General features: G+C 62.6%; 17 protein-coding genes. 8 read left to right on the forward strand and 9 right to left on the reverse strand.

Annotated elements, in window-relative coordinates; all coding sequences use genetic code 11:
• Window positions 1-224 precede the first annotated feature (224 nt).
• From RA29_RS21270 to RA29_RS21300, 7 genes are all read right to left on the reverse strand, one after another.
• A complete protein-coding gene (locus RA29_RS21270; protein WP_039689876.1) occupies window positions 225-683 on the reverse strand; it encodes an Rrf2 family transcriptional regulator in 459 nt (152 codons plus the stop codon).
• A 27-nt stretch (window positions 684-710) separates the two neighbouring features.
• Window positions 711-1,505: a heme ABC transporter ATP-binding protein gene (locus tag RA29_RS21275; RefSeq protein WP_039689878.1), complete on the reverse strand. Its 795-nt coding sequence runs from the start codon at window positions 1,503-1,505 to the stop codon at window positions 711-713.
• Entirely contained in the window at window positions 1,502-2,560 is a 1,059-nt protein-coding gene (locus RA29_RS21280; RefSeq protein WP_039689879.1) for an iron ABC transporter permease, read from the reverse strand. Before RA29_RS21280 ends, RA29_RS21275 begins: the two co-directional genes overlap by 4 nt.
• Window positions 2,561-2,564: 4 nt before the next feature.
• Entirely contained in the window at window positions 2,565-3,413 is an 849-nt protein-coding gene (locus RA29_RS21285; protein WP_039689880.1) for an ABC transporter substrate-binding protein, read from the reverse strand.
• On the reverse strand, window positions 3,413-4,453 hold the full coding sequence (locus RA29_RS21290) for a hemin-degrading factor (RefSeq protein WP_039689881.1): 1,041 nt from the start codon (window positions 4,451-4,453) through the stop codon (window positions 3,413-3,415). Before RA29_RS21290 ends, RA29_RS21285 begins: the two co-directional genes overlap by 1 nt.
• Before the next feature lie 138 nt (window positions 4,454-4,591).
• A complete protein-coding gene (locus RA29_RS21295) occupies window positions 4,592-5,620 on the reverse strand; it encodes an L-idonate 5-dehydrogenase (RefSeq protein WP_039689966.1) in 1,029 nt (342 codons plus the stop codon).
• Window positions 5,621-5,631: 11 nt separating this feature from the next.
• Complete coding sequence (locus tag RA29_RS21300) at window positions 5,632-6,579, reverse strand: 2-hydroxyacid dehydrogenase (RefSeq protein WP_039689882.1); 948 nt, start codon at window positions 6,577-6,579, stop codon at window positions 5,632-5,634.
• 94 nt (window positions 6,580-6,673) lie between these two features.
• Here RA29_RS21300 and RA29_RS21305 point away from each other — a divergent pair, with 94 nt between their 5' ends.
• The 5 genes from RA29_RS21305 to RA29_RS21325 are packed head-to-tail and all read left to right on the forward strand — an operon-like array spanning window position 6,674 to window position 10,150.
• Window positions 6,674-7,429 (forward strand): SDR family oxidoreductase, encoded by a 756-nt coding sequence (locus tag RA29_RS21305; protein ID WP_039689884.1) that lies wholly within the window; start codon window positions 6,674-6,676, stop codon window positions 7,427-7,429.
• Window positions 7,429-7,929 carry a gluconokinase gene (locus RA29_RS21310; RefSeq protein WP_039689885.1) on the forward strand — a complete coding sequence of 167 codons (501 nt, stop codon included), beginning with the start codon at window positions 7,429-7,431 and terminating at the stop codon, window positions 7,927-7,929. The genes RA29_RS21305 and RA29_RS21310 overlap by 1 nt, the downstream gene beginning before the upstream one ends.
• The gene (locus RA29_RS21315; RefSeq protein ID WP_039689887.1) at window positions 7,926-8,813 is read left to right on the forward strand and encodes an NAD(P)-dependent oxidoreductase; all 888 of its coding nucleotides are present in this window, start codon (window positions 7,926-7,928) and stop codon (window positions 8,811-8,813) included. Before RA29_RS21310 ends, RA29_RS21315 begins: the two co-directional genes overlap by 4 nt.
• The gene (locus tag RA29_RS21320; RefSeq protein ID WP_039689889.1) at window positions 8,810-9,142 is read left to right on the forward strand and encodes an antibiotic biosynthesis monooxygenase; all 333 of its coding nucleotides are present in this window, start codon (window positions 8,810-8,812) and stop codon (window positions 9,140-9,142) included. The genes RA29_RS21315 and RA29_RS21320 overlap by 4 nt, the downstream gene beginning before the upstream one ends.
• 3 nt (window positions 9,143-9,145) lie before the next feature.
• Window positions 9,146-10,150, forward strand: coding sequence for a LacI family DNA-binding transcriptional regulator (locus RA29_RS21325; RefSeq protein ID WP_052249869.1), 1,005 nt, complete (start codon window positions 9,146-9,148; stop codon window positions 10,148-10,150).
• Here the strand turns inward: RA29_RS21325 and RA29_RS21330 are convergent, their stop codons facing one another.
• Both RA29_RS21330 and RA29_RS21335 read right to left on the reverse strand, forming a co-directional pair.
• Window positions 10,151-10,516 carry a VOC family protein gene (locus RA29_RS21330; protein ID WP_039689972.1) on the reverse strand — a complete coding sequence of 122 codons (366 nt, stop codon included), beginning with the start codon at window positions 10,514-10,516 and terminating at the stop codon, window positions 10,151-10,153.
• Between the two features lie 461 nt (window positions 10,517-10,977).
• Window positions 10,978-12,021, reverse strand: a complete 1,044-nt coding sequence (locus RA29_RS21335; protein WP_039689891.1) for a LacI family DNA-binding transcriptional regulator — start codon at window positions 12,019-12,021, stop codon at window positions 10,978-10,980.
• Window positions 12,022-12,137: 116 nt separating this feature from the next.
• Between RA29_RS21335 and RA29_RS21340 the strand changes: the two genes are divergently transcribed.
• The 3 genes from RA29_RS21340 (at window position 12,138) to RA29_RS21350 (ending at window position 15,802) form a co-directional block, all read left to right on the forward strand.
• Entirely contained in the window at window positions 12,138-13,664 is a 1,527-nt protein-coding gene (locus tag RA29_RS21340) for a sugar ABC transporter ATP-binding protein (protein ID WP_039689892.1), read from the forward strand.
• Window positions 13,651-14,673: an ABC transporter permease gene (locus RA29_RS21345; RefSeq protein WP_039689893.1), complete on the forward strand. Its 1,023-nt coding sequence runs from the start codon at window positions 13,651-13,653 to the stop codon at window positions 14,671-14,673. Before RA29_RS21340 ends, RA29_RS21345 begins: the two co-directional genes overlap by 14 nt.
• Before the next feature lie 82 nt (window positions 14,674-14,755).
• Window positions 14,756-15,802, forward strand: a complete 1,047-nt coding sequence (locus RA29_RS21350; protein WP_039689973.1) for a substrate-binding domain-containing protein — start codon at window positions 14,756-14,758, stop codon at window positions 15,800-15,802.
• Window positions 15,803-15,832 lie beyond the last annotated feature (30 nt).

Below are 15,832 nucleotides of genomic sequence, written 5' to 3' on the forward strand. Positions count from 1 at the left end.
AGCCACAGCAGCCGCTGAACGCCCGGTAAAATGCCCTCGGTTGCATGCCCGTTTCAGGGAGTTTTGGTTTGTATCTTCACCCGGTGACGTACAGATGGTTTCGCATGTGTTTGCGTCGCATATGCGCGGGTGTCCGGCCCGAAGCGCTGCGCGTGATGACGCATCCGATGGACGCCTATGCCCATCGTCCGCCGCGACCGCCCGCGCATCGGCGCGACGCCTGATCAGGCGTCTTCGACTTCGAACAAGGCGGGGATCGCGGGGCAGGGGACAAGCGTGTTGCCGATCACATCCGCCAGCGTCGTCTTGTGCAGGAAGACATAGACATGCGCGCTGAGCCCCTCCCACAGACGGTTTGACAGCGATTGGGCTTGGGTGCCTGACGATCCGCCCTTGGCCCCTGCGCCAGTGCGCATGGCATCGACGGATTCGTCCACGGCGCTCAGCACCTCGTCAATGCGGATGTCTTGCGGGGCGCGCGCCAGTTTGTAGCCGCCGCTCGGTCCGCGGCTCGACATCACCAGCCCGTGCCGCCGCAGCTTGGCAAAGAGCTGTTCGAGATAGGGAAGCGAGATGCTTTGCCGCTGGCTGATCTCGGCCATCGAGACGGGGCGCGCATCCTGGTGAAAGGCGAGGTCCACTAGGGCGACCAGTGCGTAGCGTCCCTTGGTGCTGAGTTTCATGTTGCGTGTCCTGTGTTTCTGGCAGCCCTATTCGGCGGCATGCGGTGCCGCGCAATGGGGCAGGATGTATGGGATGGTGTCGGTTGGCGCGGTGTTGACCCGCAGCGTGCAGCCATAGGCCCGCGACAGCACATCGTCCGTCATCACGTCTGCGGGGTGTCCGGATGCCAATAGCTGACCCTCGGCCATCACCAGCACGTGGTCGGCGAAAAGGGCCGTGAGGTTGAGGTCGTGCATCACCGCGATGACCCCGCCACCTGCGCGGGCGAAGTTGCGCGCGATGGTCATCACCTGAAGCTGGTGCGCGATGTCGAGGCTGGACACCGGTTCGTCCAGCATCAGCCAGCGCGGGCCTTCTGCCGTGCCCGGTGACCAGACCTGTGCCAGCACACGGGCCAGTTGCACGCGTTGTTGTTCGCCGCCCGAAAGCTCCTGGTAGTAGCGGTTGGCGTAGCCTGCGAGGCCGACGCGGGCGAGGGCGGCTTCGGCGCGGTGGTGGTGTTCGGCGTCGGGGCCGGACGTCAGCCCGATACGTACGACTTCGATGGCGTGGAAGGGGAAGGCCAGGGTCGAAGCCTGGGGCAGCACACCGCGCAGGCCTGCCAGTTCCCATGGCTGCGCTGTGGCGACGTCGGTGCCGTTGAGGGTGATCTGGCCGGTGTAGGGCAGGTCGCCGCAGATCGCCTTGATCAGGGTCGATTTTCCGGAGCCGTTGGGGCCGACGATGGCCGTGACCGCGCCGGGCACGGCGTTTGCGGTGAGGCCTTCGATCACCGTTTTGGGCCCGTAACGGACCGTGATGTTGCGCACGGCGAGCGTCACAGGTCCACCATGCCGCGTTGCCGGAGCAGGATCCAGAGGAAGACCGGTGCCCCCAGCACTGCCGTGACGATGCCGATGGGCAGTTCGGCAGGGGCGATGATGACCCGTGCGATGACATCCGCCAGCACCAGCAGCAGCGCGCCGAGGAGGGCGGCGTTGATCAGGAGTGGGCGGTGGTCGGGGCCGGTGCCGAGCCGCAGGAGGTGGGGGACCACGATGCCGATGAAGCCGATGGCACCCGACACGGCAACCGCGGCGCCGGTGGCGGCGGCGACGGTGAGGATCGCCAGCCCTTTGACCCGTTGGACGTTGAGGCCGATATGGGCTGCTGTTGCTTCGCCGAGGGCTAGCCCGTTGAGGCCGCGCCCGAGGGTGCAGGCGGCGATGAGGGCGAGGGCGATGATGGGGCCTGCTGCGACCACCTTGGCCCAGCTTGCGCCGCCCAATGACCCGAGGCCCCAGAAGGTGAGGTCGCGCAGTTGGCGGTCGTCGGACATGTAAACGAGGATGCCTGACAGCGCGCCCGCGAGGGCGCCGAGGGCGATGCCCGCGAGCAACATGGTAGCAACGGAGGTGCGCCCACGGCGTGTGGACACGCGGTAGAGTAGGATAGTGCTGGCCCAGCCGCCGAAGAAGGCGGCGATGGGGACCAATTGGTCGCCTGCGATGCGCGACAGCCAGAGCGGGGCGAGGCCTGCGAGAACGATGGCGGTGATGGCACCGAGGCCTGCGCCCGCGCTGACGCCAACGAGGCCGGGGTCGGCCAGCGGGTTGCGGAAGAGGCCTTGCATGACGGCACCGCCGACCGCGAGGGCGCTGCCCACGAGCAGGCCGAGGATCAGGCGGGGCATGCGGATGTCCCAGAGAACGATGGCCTCCATCCGTGTGAGGGCTTCGCCGGTGGCGAGTTTCCAGAGCGCGGGGCCGAGGGAGACTTCGGTGGCGCCGACCGTGAGGCTGAAGAGGCTAACAAGGATGAGGGCGAGGGCAAGCCAGCCGTGCAGGATGCGCGCCCGTGCGACGCGGCTTTGCGGCAGGTGATCGGCCAGTGCCATGGGGTCAGACGGGGTAGAGCGCGCGGTTGAGGGCTGTAACCGCCCCCGCCGTGCGCGGGCCGAAGCCGAGAAGGAACAGGCCGTCCATTCGGACCACGGATCGGTTTTGTGCGGCTGGCGTGGCTTGTAGGGCGGGGAGGGCGAACAGTTCGTCGTCCGTCGATGCGTGGTCGCCGGTCTGGTCCATCATCAGGATGACGTCGGGGGCGGCGGCGCTGGCAGCCTCGTCGGACAGGGGCTTGTACCCTTCGAAGGCGGAGATGGCGTTGGTGCCGCCTGCCATGCCGATGATGCCGTCGGCCCCCGTGCCTGTTCCGGAGGCCATGATGCGGCCCCCTTGGGTCGACAGGATGAACATGACCCGTTTGGGCGTGCCGTTGGTTTCACTTGCCCGCGCGAGGGCGGTGTTTAGCGCGGTGGTTGTTTGGTCTGCCAGTGTTTGGGCCGCGTCGGGGACGTTGAGGGCCGCGCCGACAGCGGTGATCTTGGCGATGATGGCTTGGGCATCATAGCCCTCGGGCACCTCGACATAATCGATGGAGGCGGCGCGGAGGATGTCGATCACCTCGGGCGGGCCAGCGCCCTCGGCAGATATGATGAGGGAGGGGGCGAAGGACAACACGCCTTCGGCGGAGAGGCGGCGCATGTAGCCGACATCGGGCAGGGCCTGTGCCTCGGGCGGGTAGGTTGAGGTCGCGTCGCGGGCGAGCAGGCGGTGTTGTTGGTCGAGCGCATAGACGATCTCGGTCACGTCGCCGCCGATGGCGATGGTGTCTTGCGTTGCGGCCAGCGCGCGGGTGGGCTGCGTTGCGGCGAGGGCCAGCGACAGGGCGATGAAGTCGCGGCGGTCCATCACGCGGCGACCCCGTCAAGCTCTGCCACGATGGCGCGGAAGGCGGGGCGGCTGTCGCGCCCTTCCTTGGGCACGCCAAAGACCTGGAAGATGAGCGCGCCGTCTTTGTCGAACGCCTCGACCGACGTGGCGGTGCCGCGTTGGGTGGGCTTGTCGACGGCCCAGACCTCGGCCAGGTGATCGCGGCGCAGGTGGAGGTTGAAGCGGGGGTCCATGACGTTCTGCCATGGTCCCATGGGTTTGAGCGTGTGCAGCGCGCCGGTGTGGATCTGGATACAGCCGCGGTTGCCGACGAACAGCATCACCTCGGTTTCGGTGCGTTGCAGGTCGGTCAGCAGGGTGTCGATGGCGGAGGGGTCGAGCGAGCGGGCGAAGGGCGCACCGGCGGCGCGGTAGGCGCCGAGGCGGTTCATCTTGAGCTTGGACACCAGCCGCAGGAACTGGTGCGTGTCGGTCATGCGCTGCCATTCCTTGCGCAGGATGTCGATTTTGTCCTCGGCGATCTTGGGCGCTTCGGGGGGCTTGCGGTCTGCGAATGTGGCGTCTGGCGATTGGTCGTCGGTGGCCAGCTTCTTTGTCAGGTCGGTAAAGGCCGCGTGGTTTGAGCCATCGCGCAGGATGATCTTGTGGACGGCATCGCCTGCCGCATCGAAGACCTGAACGCTGCGGCGCGTGCCTGCGTCGCTTTCGCGTTCGACGAGGAAGGCGTGTTGCCAGTGGCTGGGGAAGATGCGCAGGTCGATGTCTTCGGTCAGGATCATCGCGGCGTGGTGGCCGGGGTGGTAGTTGTCGTAGATCCCGATCTTTTCGTGCACGCAGGAGGCGTTGCGAGTGAGCGCCATGACCTCGCCTAGCTGTTGGGCGGCGTCCATGACCACGTCGGGATGCGCGTCGATGCGGGTGACGCCGTGGCCGCAATAGGCGGCGACGAGTGCGCCCTCGCTGATGCCGTTTTGCTCGGCAAAGTCGCGGTCGCGGAGGTCGGGTTTGTCTGCGCGGCGGGCGCGGATGGTTTCGGCGGAAATATGAGGTGCAGACACGCGGCCAAATCCTGATGCTAAACAAGGGCAAGGGATGGCTGGGCCGGGTGGCTTGGCTATGTTCTGTGATTTCCGATAAAAATAGTAGACTTTATGGGCAAGGACAAGCGGCGATGCACGTGGCACCGCCGCAGGTCATCAGAACGTGATGTTGACCTTGACGGCCTGCGACCGGTCGCCTGCCAGTTCGAAGGCTTCGACCGCTGCATCGACGCCGATGGCGTGGGTGATGAGCGGGGTCACGTCGAGCCGACCTGTGCGCATCATTTCCACGGCAGTGAAGAACTCGGCGTGGAAGCGGAAAGAGCCCTTGAGTTGCAGTTCTTTGGCCGTCATCGCCTGCATAGGCAAGGTCATGTCGCCGCCCAAGCCCAATTGCATGATCGTAGCGCCGGGGCGCAGGGCAGGGACGGCGGAGGCGAGGGCGGAGGCGACGCCGGAGCATTCGAAGAGAACATCGAAGTGGCCCTTGTCTGCTTCGAATTGGCTGAGGCCGTCGGGGGTTTGTGCGACGTTGATCGTGTTATCGGCGCCCACGTCGCGCGCTTTGCCCAGCGTGAAGTCCGAGATGTCGGTGGCGGCGATGTCTACTGCGCCCGCAGCGCGGGCGACCAGGACAGCGAGCAGGCCGATAGGGCCGCAGCCGGTGACCAGCACGCGCTTGCCCATCAGGTCGCCCGCTTGCTTGGCGGCGTGCAGGACGACGGATAGGGGTTCGGCCATGGCGGCCTCGCCTGCGCTCAGATCACCTGCCGGGGCGCATTGGGCGGCGTCAGCGACGATGTATTCGCGGAAGGCCCCCTGGATGTGGGGGAAAGGCATGGCGGAGCCGTAGAACCGCATGTTGAGGCAGTGGTTCTGTTTGCCTTCGAGGCAGAATTTGCACTGACCGCAGGGGCGGGACGGCGACACGGCGACAAGCGCGCCGGTGTCGAGGCCCGTGACACCATCGCCCACGGCTTCGATATGACCCGCGACTTCGTGACCGAGGATCATGGGCTCCTTCAGTTGGATCGGGCCGAATCCGCCGTGGTTGTAGTAGTGCAGGTCCGAGCCGCATATGCCGCCCGCGGCCATCTTGACCAGCACCTGACCTGGGCCGGGCGTGGGCATGTCGCGGGTTTCGACCCTCAGGTCCTTGGCCGCGTGGGCAACGATGACTTTCATGGGGTGGCCTTTCACAGAACGGGGGTCAGCAGGGCATCACCTGCGAAATGGGCGGTCAGGTTGTCGCGCAGAAGCTGGCCCATGGCCTTGCGTGTTTCGATTGTACCCGAGGCGTGGTGCGGCTGCACCAGCACATTGTCGAGGTCGAGAAAGCGCGGGTCGAGCGCGGGTTCCTTTTCGAAGACGTCGAGGGCTGCCGATCCCAGGGCGCCGGATTGCAGGGCGTCGATCAGCGCGTCCTCATCGATGTTGGAGGCGCGGGAGATGTTGATGATCATGCCGTCGGGGCCGACCGCTTCGATGATGTCTTTGTTGACGATATGCCGTGTTTCTGCGGACGCCGCGAGAGTGACGAAGAGGAAGTCAGCGTGTTGTGCCAACGCGAGGGGGCTGTCGAGGAAAGTCCAGTCGGGGGCGTAATCCTTGGCCGCGATGTCGGAATAGGCGATGTCCATGCCGAAGCCTGCGAGCCGTTTGCCGACTTCGAAGCCGATGCGCCCGAGGCCGAGGATGCCGGCCTTGCGTCCAAAGACACGGCGCTTGAGCGGGTAGAGCCCCTTGGCCGCCCATGAGCCGTCGCGCACCCAGCTTTCCGCTCCGATCATGCCGCGGGACTGGCAGAGCATCATAGCGACGCCGAGGTCGGCCACGTCTTCGGTCAGCACGTCGGGCGTGTTTGTGACGCGGATGTTGCGGGGTTTGCAGGCGTTGAGATCTACGGCGTCGTAGCCCACGCCGTAGACCGAGATCAGTTCGAGCGATGGGCAGGCGGCGATCATGTCCGCGTCTGCGCCAAGTTCGCCGCGCGTGGCGATGGCGCGTACGTTGGGGCCGTGTTCGGCGAGGAAAGCGGGGGCGTCAGATGCTTCGAACAAGCGTTTGACGTCGAAGGCGGCATCAAGCGGATCCTGGTCCCATTCGGGGTAGGGGCCGACTTGGAGAACGATGGGTTTGGTCATTGCGATTCCTCGTTGACACGCGATGTTATCGGTATCATGTTATCGATAACAATTCGGCGGGCGTCAATCCCGTCCTCAAAATTCGGAGTGTCGCATGTCTGACCTTTTCTCGCTTTCGGGCCGCCGCGCCCTGATCACCGGATCGTCGCAAGGGATCGGCTTTGCGCTGGCCAAGGGGTTGGCGGAAGTAGGTGCGGAGATCGTTCTGAACGGGCGCGATGAGGGCAAGTTGGCGACGGCGGCAGAGGCGTTGGGTGGCAACGTGCACACGTTGGCCTTTGACGCAACGGACCATGATGCGGTGCGGGCTGCGGTGGATGGGTTCGAGGCCGACAAGGGTGCCATCGATATCCTGATCAACAATGCAGGTATGCAGCACCGGACGGAGTTGGAGAACTTCCCGGCTGATGCGTTCGAGCGGTTGTTGCAGACGAATATCGCGAGCGTGTTCCATGTGGGGCAGGCCGTGGCGCGGCATATGATCGGGCGCGGTGCGGGCAAGATCATCAATATCGCCTCGGTCCAGACAGCGCTGGCCCGTCCGGGGATTGCGCCCTACACGGCAACCAAGGGGGCGGTTGCCAACTTGACCAAAGGCATGGCGACGGACTGGGCGAAGCATGGCTTGCAGTGCAATGCGATTGCACCGGGCTACTTTGATACGCCGCTGAACGCGGCACTTGTGGCCGATTCTGAGTTTTCCGCTTGGCTGGAGAAACGCACCCCGGCGGGCCGCTGGGGCAAGGTCGAGGAGCTGGTGGGCGCTGCCGTCTTCCTTTCGTCGCCCGCGTCGAGCTTTGTCAACGGTCACACGCTGTTCGTGGACGGCGGCATCACGGCGTCGCTCTGATGCGGTGTTATGTGCTGATGGGCGTGTCGGGCTGCGGGAAGTCGTCCGTGGGGACGGCCTTGCAGGTGATGTGCGACATGGAGTTCGTGGATGGCGATGACCTGCATCCGCAGGAAAACATCGACAAGATGGCGCAGGGTGTGCCGCTGGATGATGAGGACCGCGCGCCGTGGTTGGCCGATGTGGGGCGGATGCTGGCGCGGCATGAGGGGGCCATCGCCATTGGCTGCTCGGCCCTGAAGAAGAAGTACCGCGACTGGATACGCGAGCATGTCGATGAGCCGGTGCATTTTATTCACCTGGACGCGCCGCGTGATGTGCTGGCGCAGCGGGTTGCGCACAGGCCTGGGCATTTCATGCCTGCGTCCCTGCTTGACAGCCAGTTCGAGACGCTGGAGCGGTTGGGCGATGACGAATGGGGTGGAGAGATCGACATTGCGCGTCCCTTTGAGCAGGTGATCGCGCAGTCGGAAGATTACGTACGGGGGACGATGATATGAGCGAGAAGATTGCCCTGATCGGGGCAGGGGCCATGGGGGGCGCCATTGGCGAGCGGCTGTTGGCGACCGGGAACTCTTTGAACGTCTTTGATCTGGACAAGGCGCGGGTGGACGCGCTGGTCGAGAAGGGGGCGGTTGCGGCGGCCTCGGCCGCCGAGGCATCGAAGGACGTGGATTTTGTGATCACCAGCCTGAACGCCTCGCGCATTGTGGGGTTGGCCGCCTTTGGCAAGGACGGGATTGTGGATGGGGCGAAGCCGGGCACGCTGATCATCGACATGTCGTCGATTGAGCCGGATGCCACGCGGAAGTTTGCGAAGATGGCCGCCGAGCGCGAGTTGGCCTGGGTCGACAGTCCGTTGTCCGGCGGGGCGCCCAAGGCGCTGATCGGGGAGCTGACCCTGATGGCGGGCGGGGAGGCCAAGGACGTGGAGCGCGCCCATGTCGCGCTGAAGCATGTGGCGTCGAACTACACGCATATGGGGCCGTCGGGGGCAGGGCAGACCACCAAGCTGATCAATCAGGTGCTGTGCGGTCTGGGCTTCATGGCTGTGGCAGAGGCAACCCAGCTTGCGCTCGATGCGGGCGTGGATGCGGAGAAAATCCCGTTGGCGCTGAAGGGGGGGCGTGCGGATTCGGCTCTGTTGCAGGAGTATCTGCCCCGTTTCGCGACCAAGGACTATCGCCGCACGGGCCGCATCGACAACATGGTCAAGGATTTGAACATGGTGAACGATCTGGCGCGGCAGACCGGTACGTCGATGCCCATGACCGCGCTGTGTGCCGAAATTCACCGGATGCTGACCGCCGCTGGACTGGGTGGGGAAGATCAAGCCGCCTTGATGGAGTTTTTCCAGGGCGCGAAAGAGGAGATAGAGACATGATCACACGCTTTGCCCTGTTCGAAGGGTCGGTGAAGCCGGGCCAGACGGACGCCTTTCGCGCTGCCGTGCTAGAACGGTTGGTGCCGTTGTGGAAGCAGTTTCCCGGCAATACCGACGTGCGCGTGATGTTTAGCGATGACCGGGACGAGGGCGCGCCGGAGTTTCCGTTGATCCTCGCCATCACATACCCGGATGCGGCGGCGATGGAGAGCGCGCTGGACAGCCCCTTCCGCGCGCAATCACGTGATGTGACAGGCGAGATCGTGGCCGAGCATTTTGACGGTCGCATTCATCACCACGTCACGCAGTTGAACGAGTTCAAGGCGTAAGCCATGGGCGCGCGTGTCACCATGCGGGACGTGGCGCAGGCGGTGGGCATGTCGCCCATGACCGTAAGCCGCGCCCTGCGGGATGACCGCACCGTCAACGACAAGACGCGCGCGCGGGTACGGCAGGTGGCGGATGATCTGGGCTATGTCTATGACAGCACGGCGCAGGCCTTTCGTACGCAAAAGAGCGGCTTTGTCGCCGTCACTCTTCCGTCGGTGAACAACGCGAACTTTGCCGAAACCTTTCGCGCTTTGACCAATGGGTTGGGCGAGGCGGGGCTGCAACTGCTCTTGGGCAGCACGAATTACCGGGTCGAGCGGGAAGAGGAGCTGGTGCGCCAGCTTTTGACCCGCAACCCCGAAGCGCTGGTCCTAACCGGTGGGCATCACACAGAAGAAACCCGCAAGCTGGTGCAGGCCCGTGATTTGCCAGTGATCGAGATGTGGGATCTGCCCGAGGACCCGCTTGGCCATGTAGTTGGCTTTTCCAACAGCGATGCGATGGCGCATATCGTTGAGCATCTGGTTGCGACCGGGCGGCGAAAGCTGGCCTTTGTTGGCGCGTCAGAAGGTGCCGACATGCGGGGCGCGGTGCGCCGGGCTGGCGTTGTTGCGGCCGCACAGGCACATGACTTGCCCGAGGTTGCGATGATTGATGCCGGACCTGCTCCGGTGTCCATGCGCCACGGCGCTGCGGTGATCGAGGCGATGGGGAAGGACATTGCGCAATATGATGCGCTGGTGTGTGTGTCAGACCCGGTGGCCTTTGGCTGTCTGAATTCTGTTCAGCGCATTGGTCTGCGCGTGCCTGAGGATCTGGCGATCACCGGCTTTGGTCACTTTGAGGTCGCCAAGGTGTCAAATCCGCGGATCACGACGGTGAATGTGCAGGCCGAGGACATCGGGCGACAGGTTGTTGAGTTGTTGCAGGGTATCTTTGACGACGAGATAGACACACCTGCGCGGATCGATGTGGGTTCGGCGCTGGTGGTGGGCGAGACGAGCTAGCTAGGCAGGTATCACTTCAAGCAGTTCGATCCGATTTCCAAACGGATCATCGACGTAGATACGTTTGATGTCTGGCAAGTCTATGTCCGTGCGATACGCGATACCGGCACCTGTGAGATGCCGGATTGTTTGATCCAATGAGTTCACTCTGAACCCCGGATGCGCCTTTTTTGCTGGTGAAAAAGGTTCTTCGACACCCAGATGCAGCCGAACGTTGTTGCTTTCGAACCAAATGCCGCCGCGATCGCGAAGGGCGTCGGGCTTGTCCACTTCTAAAAACGCCAAAGCATCGACATAGAAGGCGCGCGCGTCATTTTCCCGGCCTTTCGGCATGGCGAGTTGGATGTGATGCAGGTCTTCGATCACAAGAAGTCTCCAGGCGGCAGAAGCGTATACAATTGTATACATTCATTTGTATCGTAATGCCACCGCCTCCGACCTGCTGGCTAAGGAGCTTGGAATCCGGGTTATGGGCTGACGGGGATTGATCTGATGGCAGTGTTGGTGGTGGTCGAGCGGCATGGGCCCCGGTTGAACGACAGTGCGGCCAAAACCGAACTTGGTCTAAATCACGTACCGCAAAACAAGAAACACGACCAAAGCCAAGAGTGGCAAATATACGAAACGTGAGGGGCCGACTGTCCACCACGGACCACTTCGCCAACCTTCTCCGGATTTGGGCCACCACTGCATAAAACACTCCTATGTTCAGCACTGGCATTGCTTCCGACCGTGGGCGGTTCAACCTTTTTCTAGGGCTTTGTGCGAAGTGGCGGTGCGGCGCCTATTTCGGGGATTTTTATTCCGGAGAATTGGCCCTAATGCGCTTAGACCCCACTGTTCCGCACTGTAGACCCCGGGATCAATCGAAACCCGATGTCGGTGCAGGTCGGCACGGGCTCTTCCGTGAGCCGACCCATCATCATCTCGGCCGCCTTTTGACCCAGCTTGAGGTGGGACACGTGGCAAGAGGTCAGCCGCCGGTTCATGACGGATGCAATCGGTAGGTCGCCCCAACCCGCAATACCTATGTCGTCGGGCACTGTTAGCCCCTTGGAGGCGCAGTATTGCAGCCCGCCGAAGGCCATCGCGTCATTTTGGTAGAAGATGCACTCGACGTTCCGGGTTGCGGCCAGCAATTGCTCGGTCCCGTAAAAGCCTGGGTAGTAAGTTGCTGTGTCGTGCAGGCAGAGCTGTTTGACGACCGCGCCTCCGGCCCCTTCAACCGCCTTGCAAAAGCCATTCAGCCGCTCGGTCGCGGCGTTAGCCGTGTCGTGGGACGTGCCCACGTAACCGATCTTCTGATAGCCCAGAGACGACAGGTAACGGCCCATGTCAAAGCCGCTGTCGAAGTGGTTTATGCCCACGCTCATGTCGAGCGGGGCGGCGTTCAGATCCCAGATTTCAACCACCGGAATGCCTGCGTTTCGGAGCATGTCGGTGGCCCGGGGGGAGTGGTAGCGCCCGGTCAAAATCAGGCCCGCGGGTTGCCAGGACAGCACCGTCCTGATCCAGTTCTCTTCCTCTTGTTGGGTGTGCTGGGTGAGGCCCAGAACGGACTGGTATCCGAAGGTGCCGAGCTTCCGGTCGATGCCTTCCAGCACCTGCGCGAACACCTCGTTCCCGAGGTCCGGGATCGACACGCCGATGAAGGTCGAGGTCTGATCGCCCGCAAAAACTGTTGCCAAACGATTCGGGAGATAGCCGAGGGCATCGACTTGCTCCATCACCTTGACGCGCGTTTTTTCCGAATAGCCTCCTTCACCTCGTAACACACGGCTGGCAGTCATCTTTGATACACCCGCAGCGCGAGCGACTTCGGAGAGGCTTACCTTGTTGTTTTTATTTACTTTATCCATGTTCACAGCCATTTTACGTTACGGGTAACTTAAGCCTTGACAGGGCGCGTGCTATGACATGATGCTAGCGAAATGTTACGGGTAACTCAACGGGGAGGTTGGGGCCGCGTAATTTCGGAGGAGCGCCCATGCCAGACCTGCAGACAGGTTTGTTTTTCGACAGCATCGACAAGCATTTTGGCGGCACCTATGCGCTGAAGGATGTGTCGCTGAGCGTCGGCCGCGGCGAGATCGTGGCGCTGCTGGGTGAGAACGGCGCGGGCAAGTCGACCCTGATCAAAGTGCTGGGCGGTATCCATACAGCTGACGCCGGGCAGGTGCTGATTGATGGCGTGCCCTACCAGCACAAACCGGCCGGGTTTGGTGAGCGCCAGAAGGTGGCGTTCATTCACCAGGACCTTGGCCTGATCGAGTGGATGACGGTGGCTGAGAATATCGGCCTTGCCTTGGGCTTTTCCCGCAAGAACGGGATGATCCGTTGGAAGGATGTTGAGCATTTCGCCGTCGAGGCATTGCGCAAGGTTGATGCTGAATTTGATCCTACGACACGGGTCGAAGATCTGACCCGGACCGAGAAGTCACTGGTCGCCATTGCGCGCGCTTTGGCGGTGGATAGCGAATTTCTGGTGCTGGACGAACCCACGGCTTCTTTGCCTGCGGATGAGGTGGAGCGGCTGTTTGCCGCCATCCGGCCTTTGCGGGAAAAGGGGGTGGGGATGATCTATGTCTCGCATCGCCTAGACGAGATTTTCCAGATTGCCGACCGCGTGGCCGTGCTGCGCGACGGCGCGATGGTCGGTGTACGCAGCATTGATCATACGACGCCAGAAGAGCTAGTGCAGAAGATCGTCGGTCGCAAGACGCGCGAAACAGTCAAGGCGACAAGCGAGATTGGCGCACCGGTTCTGTCCCTGCGCAATTTCGAAGTGCCTGGCATGCAGAAGCTGGATTTCGATCTGCAGAAGAATGAAGTGCTGGGTCTGGTTGGTCTGCGCGGGGCAGGGCACGAGGCGATCTCGCGCGCGCTCTTTGGCTTGGTCCCCTTCGAAGGTCAGGTGACGCTGGACGGCGAGACGCCGGACCTCGCATCGCCGCAGAAGGCGCTGCATTCCGGAGTGGGCTTGGTTGCGAAGGATCGGACCGAAGAGTCCGTTGCCATGAGCCTGTCGATCCGGGAAAACACGTTTTTGAACCCAGATGGGATTGGTCGCACGCTGTTGAACATGCTCTCCCCACGGGTCGAAGCCGAACAGGCGCGCGAGATTGGGGCCGAGCTGGGCCTGTCGCCCAATGACCCGACCCTTGCCATCGAGGCGCTGTCGGGCGGCAACCAGCAGAAAGTTGTGATTGGCCGCTGGCTCGCCACCAAGCGCAAGCTGCTGATCTGCGAAGACCCGACCGCCGGTGTGGATGTGGGCGCGAAGTCCGAGATCTATGCCCTGCTGAACCGCGCCTTGGGCGAAGGTGTCGCGATCCTGATCATGTCCACGGATTTTGAAGAGATCGCCACGATCTGCCACCGCGCCATCGTCTTTAGCCAGGGTGCTATCGTTGACGAACTCAGCGGCACGCGGCTGACAACAGAAAACCTGATCCAGTCCGCGTCGGCTGGCAACATCAAGACAGAAGGGGGCGGTTCGCATGCAGTCGCTTGAATCCAGCGCACTCGAGCCAACCAAGGCGGAACTCAAAGGGCTGCCGATGGGCAAGCGGTTGATGCGGTTCCTGCCGGTCTATGGCCTCGTGATCCTGACCGTTTTCCTGATCGGGCTGTTTTCGGTCCTGTTGCCGAACACTTTCCCGACGATGCTGAACCTGCGGTCCATCATTTCGGACAAGGCGATCATTGCGCTTCTGTCGCTCGGAGCCATGATCCCGATGGCGGCGGGGCGGATCGACCTGACCGTCGGCTATGGTATCGTGCTGTGGCACATCCTTGCTATCAGCTTGCAGACCATGCTGGGCCTGCCGTGGCCGATGGCGGTCGCCATCGTTCTGCTGCTGGGTGCTTTGACCGGATTCCTGAATGGTCTGTTGGTTGAAGTGGCGAAGATCGACAGCTTTATTGCGACGCTGGGCACCGGGACTGTGCTCTATGCGCTTGCCCTGTGGCACACGGGCGGACGCCAGATGGTGGGGCTGTTGCCGGACGGGTTCTATGCGCTGAACACGACCTTTGTGTTCGGCCTGCCTATCACGGCTTACTACCTGATCGTCATCACGGTCGTGATGTGGATCCTGCTCGAATACACGCCTGTCGGACGATACCTCTATGCCATTGGTGCGAACCAGCGGGCCGCGCAACTTAACGGTATTCCAACGCGGAAATATGTCATCGGCGCCTTTGTTGCGTCTGGCGCTATGACGGCATTGGCCGGGGTACTGCTGGCTGCAAAGCTGCGGATCGGGCAGGCTTCGGTGGGCCTTGAATTCTTGCTGCCGGCGCTTGTGGGTGCGTTCCTTGGCTCCACGACGATCAAACCCGGTCGGGTGAATGTGTGGGGCACCGTGGTCGGTGTCGTCATCCTGGCCGTGGGCATTTCGGGCATTCAACAATTCGGCGGCTCCTTCTGGGTCGAGCCACTGTTCAACGGAGTAACCCTGCTGGTTGCCATCGGCATCGCAGGCTACGCGCAACGCAAAAAAGGTGCAGACAAGCGTTGACGCACAAAGTGCAGTCCAAAAAGCGGGAACCGGTTTTTGGATCAAACTGCGCGACATGATCGAATTGCAAAGGGAGGAAACTATGCAAAAACGTACATTCATCGCGGGGCTTCTGGCCACGACCATGATGACAGCCGTGCCCGCTCTGGCGGAGTGGGACGGGCCAACTACCGGACCGACTGCGGCTGATGGCAAATCAATCGTGGTGGTTGCTGGCGATCTGAAAAACGGTGGCATCCTTGGTGTTACCACGGGTGTCGAGGAAGCGGCGGCCAAGATTGGCTGGGACGTGCGGGTGCTTGACGGCGCAGGATCCATCCAGGGCCGTACGGCGGCGATTGGTCAGGCGCTTGCGCTGAAGGCCGACGGCATCATTATCAACGGCTTTGACGCCGTGGAGCAGCAAGCCGCACTTGAGGGTGTTGTGGATGCAGGTGTGCCCATGGTCGCCTGGCACTCTGGCCCCGTGATCGGATGTGATGCGCCTGGTGGCATCTTTGTAAACGTATCGACTGATGCGATGACCGTGTCCGAAGTGGCTGCGGAATGGGCTATCGATGATGCGAAGGCGGAGGGTGAAGAGATTGGTGTCGTGATCTTCACCGACAGCACCTATCAGATCGCCATCGACAAGGCCGACCGGTTGAAAGAGACGGTTGAGGCCGCAGGCGGCAAGGTGCTGGAATATGTGGATACGCCGATTGCAGACACATCCACCCGCATGGGGCCGCTGACAACGTCGCTGTTGCAGAAATATGGTGAAAGCTGGACGCACGCTTTGGCGATCAACGACCTGTACTTTGACTTCATGGGCCCATCGCTGGCCGCAGCCGGGTTGTCGCCTGATGCCGGTCCGTTGGCAGGCTCCGCCGGTGATGGGTCGGAGGCCGCGTTCCAGCGCATCCGCTCCAACGGCTATCAGGCGATCACCGTGGCTGAACCGCTGAACCTGCAGGGCTGGCAGCTCGTGGACGAGCTGAACCGCGCCATCCAGGGTGAGGCCTGCTCGGGCTACATCACGTCGCCCGCACTTGTCACACCCGAAGGGCTTGCCAAGCTGGGCGACAGCAACGCCTTTGACCCCGACATTCCCTATCGCGAGGCATATGCCGAGATCTGGGGAAAATAGAGGTCCCTCCCCGCAGGGTCCCGCAGTGAG

Origin of the sequence: Tateyamaria sp. ANG-S1 (assembly GCF_000814025.1) — a bacterium.
Taxonomy (GTDB): Bacteria; Pseudomonadota; Alphaproteobacteria; order Rhodobacterales; family Rhodobacteraceae; genus Tateyamaria.

Excerpts from the sequence above, each read along its gene's own strand:
- RA29_RS21295 (WP_039689966.1), bottom strand. The coding sequence starts at position 5,620 with ATGAAAGTCATCGTTGCCCACGCGGCCAAGGACCTGAGGGTCGAAACC.
- RA29_RS21300 (WP_039689882.1), bottom strand. The coding sequence starts at position 6,579 with ATGACCAAACCCATCGTTCTCCAAGTCGGCCCCTACCCCGAATGGGAC.
- RA29_RS21305 (WP_039689884.1), top strand. The coding sequence starts at position 6,674 with ATGTCTGACCTTTTCTCGCTTTCGGGCCGCCGCGCCCTGATCACCGGA.
- RA29_RS21335 (WP_039689891.1), bottom strand. The coding sequence starts at position 12,021 with ATGGCTGTGAACATGGATAAAGTAAATAAAAACAACAAGGTAAGCCTC.
- RA29_RS21310 (WP_039689885.1), top strand. The coding sequence starts at position 7,429 with ATGCGGTGTTATGTGCTGATGGGCGTGTCGGGCTGCGGGAAGTCGTCC.
- RA29_RS21345 (WP_039689893.1), top strand. The coding sequence starts at position 13,651 with ATGCAGTCGCTTGAATCCAGCGCACTCGAGCCAACCAAGGCGGAACTC.
- RA29_RS21280 (WP_039689879.1), bottom strand. The coding sequence starts at position 2,560 with ATGGCACTGGCCGATCACCTGCCGCAAAGCCGCGTCGCACGGGCGCGC.
- RA29_RS21315 (WP_039689887.1), top strand. The coding sequence starts at position 7,926 with ATGAGCGAGAAGATTGCCCTGATCGGGGCAGGGGCCATGGGGGGCGCC.
- RA29_RS21270 (WP_039689876.1), bottom strand. The coding sequence starts at position 683 with ATGAAACTCAGCACCAAGGGACGCTACGCACTGGTCGCCCTAGTGGAC.
- RA29_RS21285 (WP_039689880.1), bottom strand. The coding sequence starts at position 3,413 with ATGGACCGCCGCGACTTCATCGCCCTGTCGCTGGCCCTCGCCGCAACG.
- RA29_RS21340 (WP_039689892.1), top strand. The coding sequence starts at position 12,138 with ATGCCAGACCTGCAGACAGGTTTGTTTTTCGACAGCATCGACAAGCAT.
- RA29_RS21350 (WP_039689973.1), top strand. The coding sequence starts at position 14,756 with ATGCAAAAACGTACATTCATCGCGGGGCTTCTGGCCACGACCATGATG.
- RA29_RS21325 (WP_052249869.1), top strand. The coding sequence starts at position 9,146 with ATGGGCGCGCGTGTCACCATGCGGGACGTGGCGCAGGCGGTGGGCATG.
- RA29_RS21320 (WP_039689889.1), top strand. The coding sequence starts at position 8,810 with ATGATCACACGCTTTGCCCTGTTCGAAGGGTCGGTGAAGCCGGGCCAG.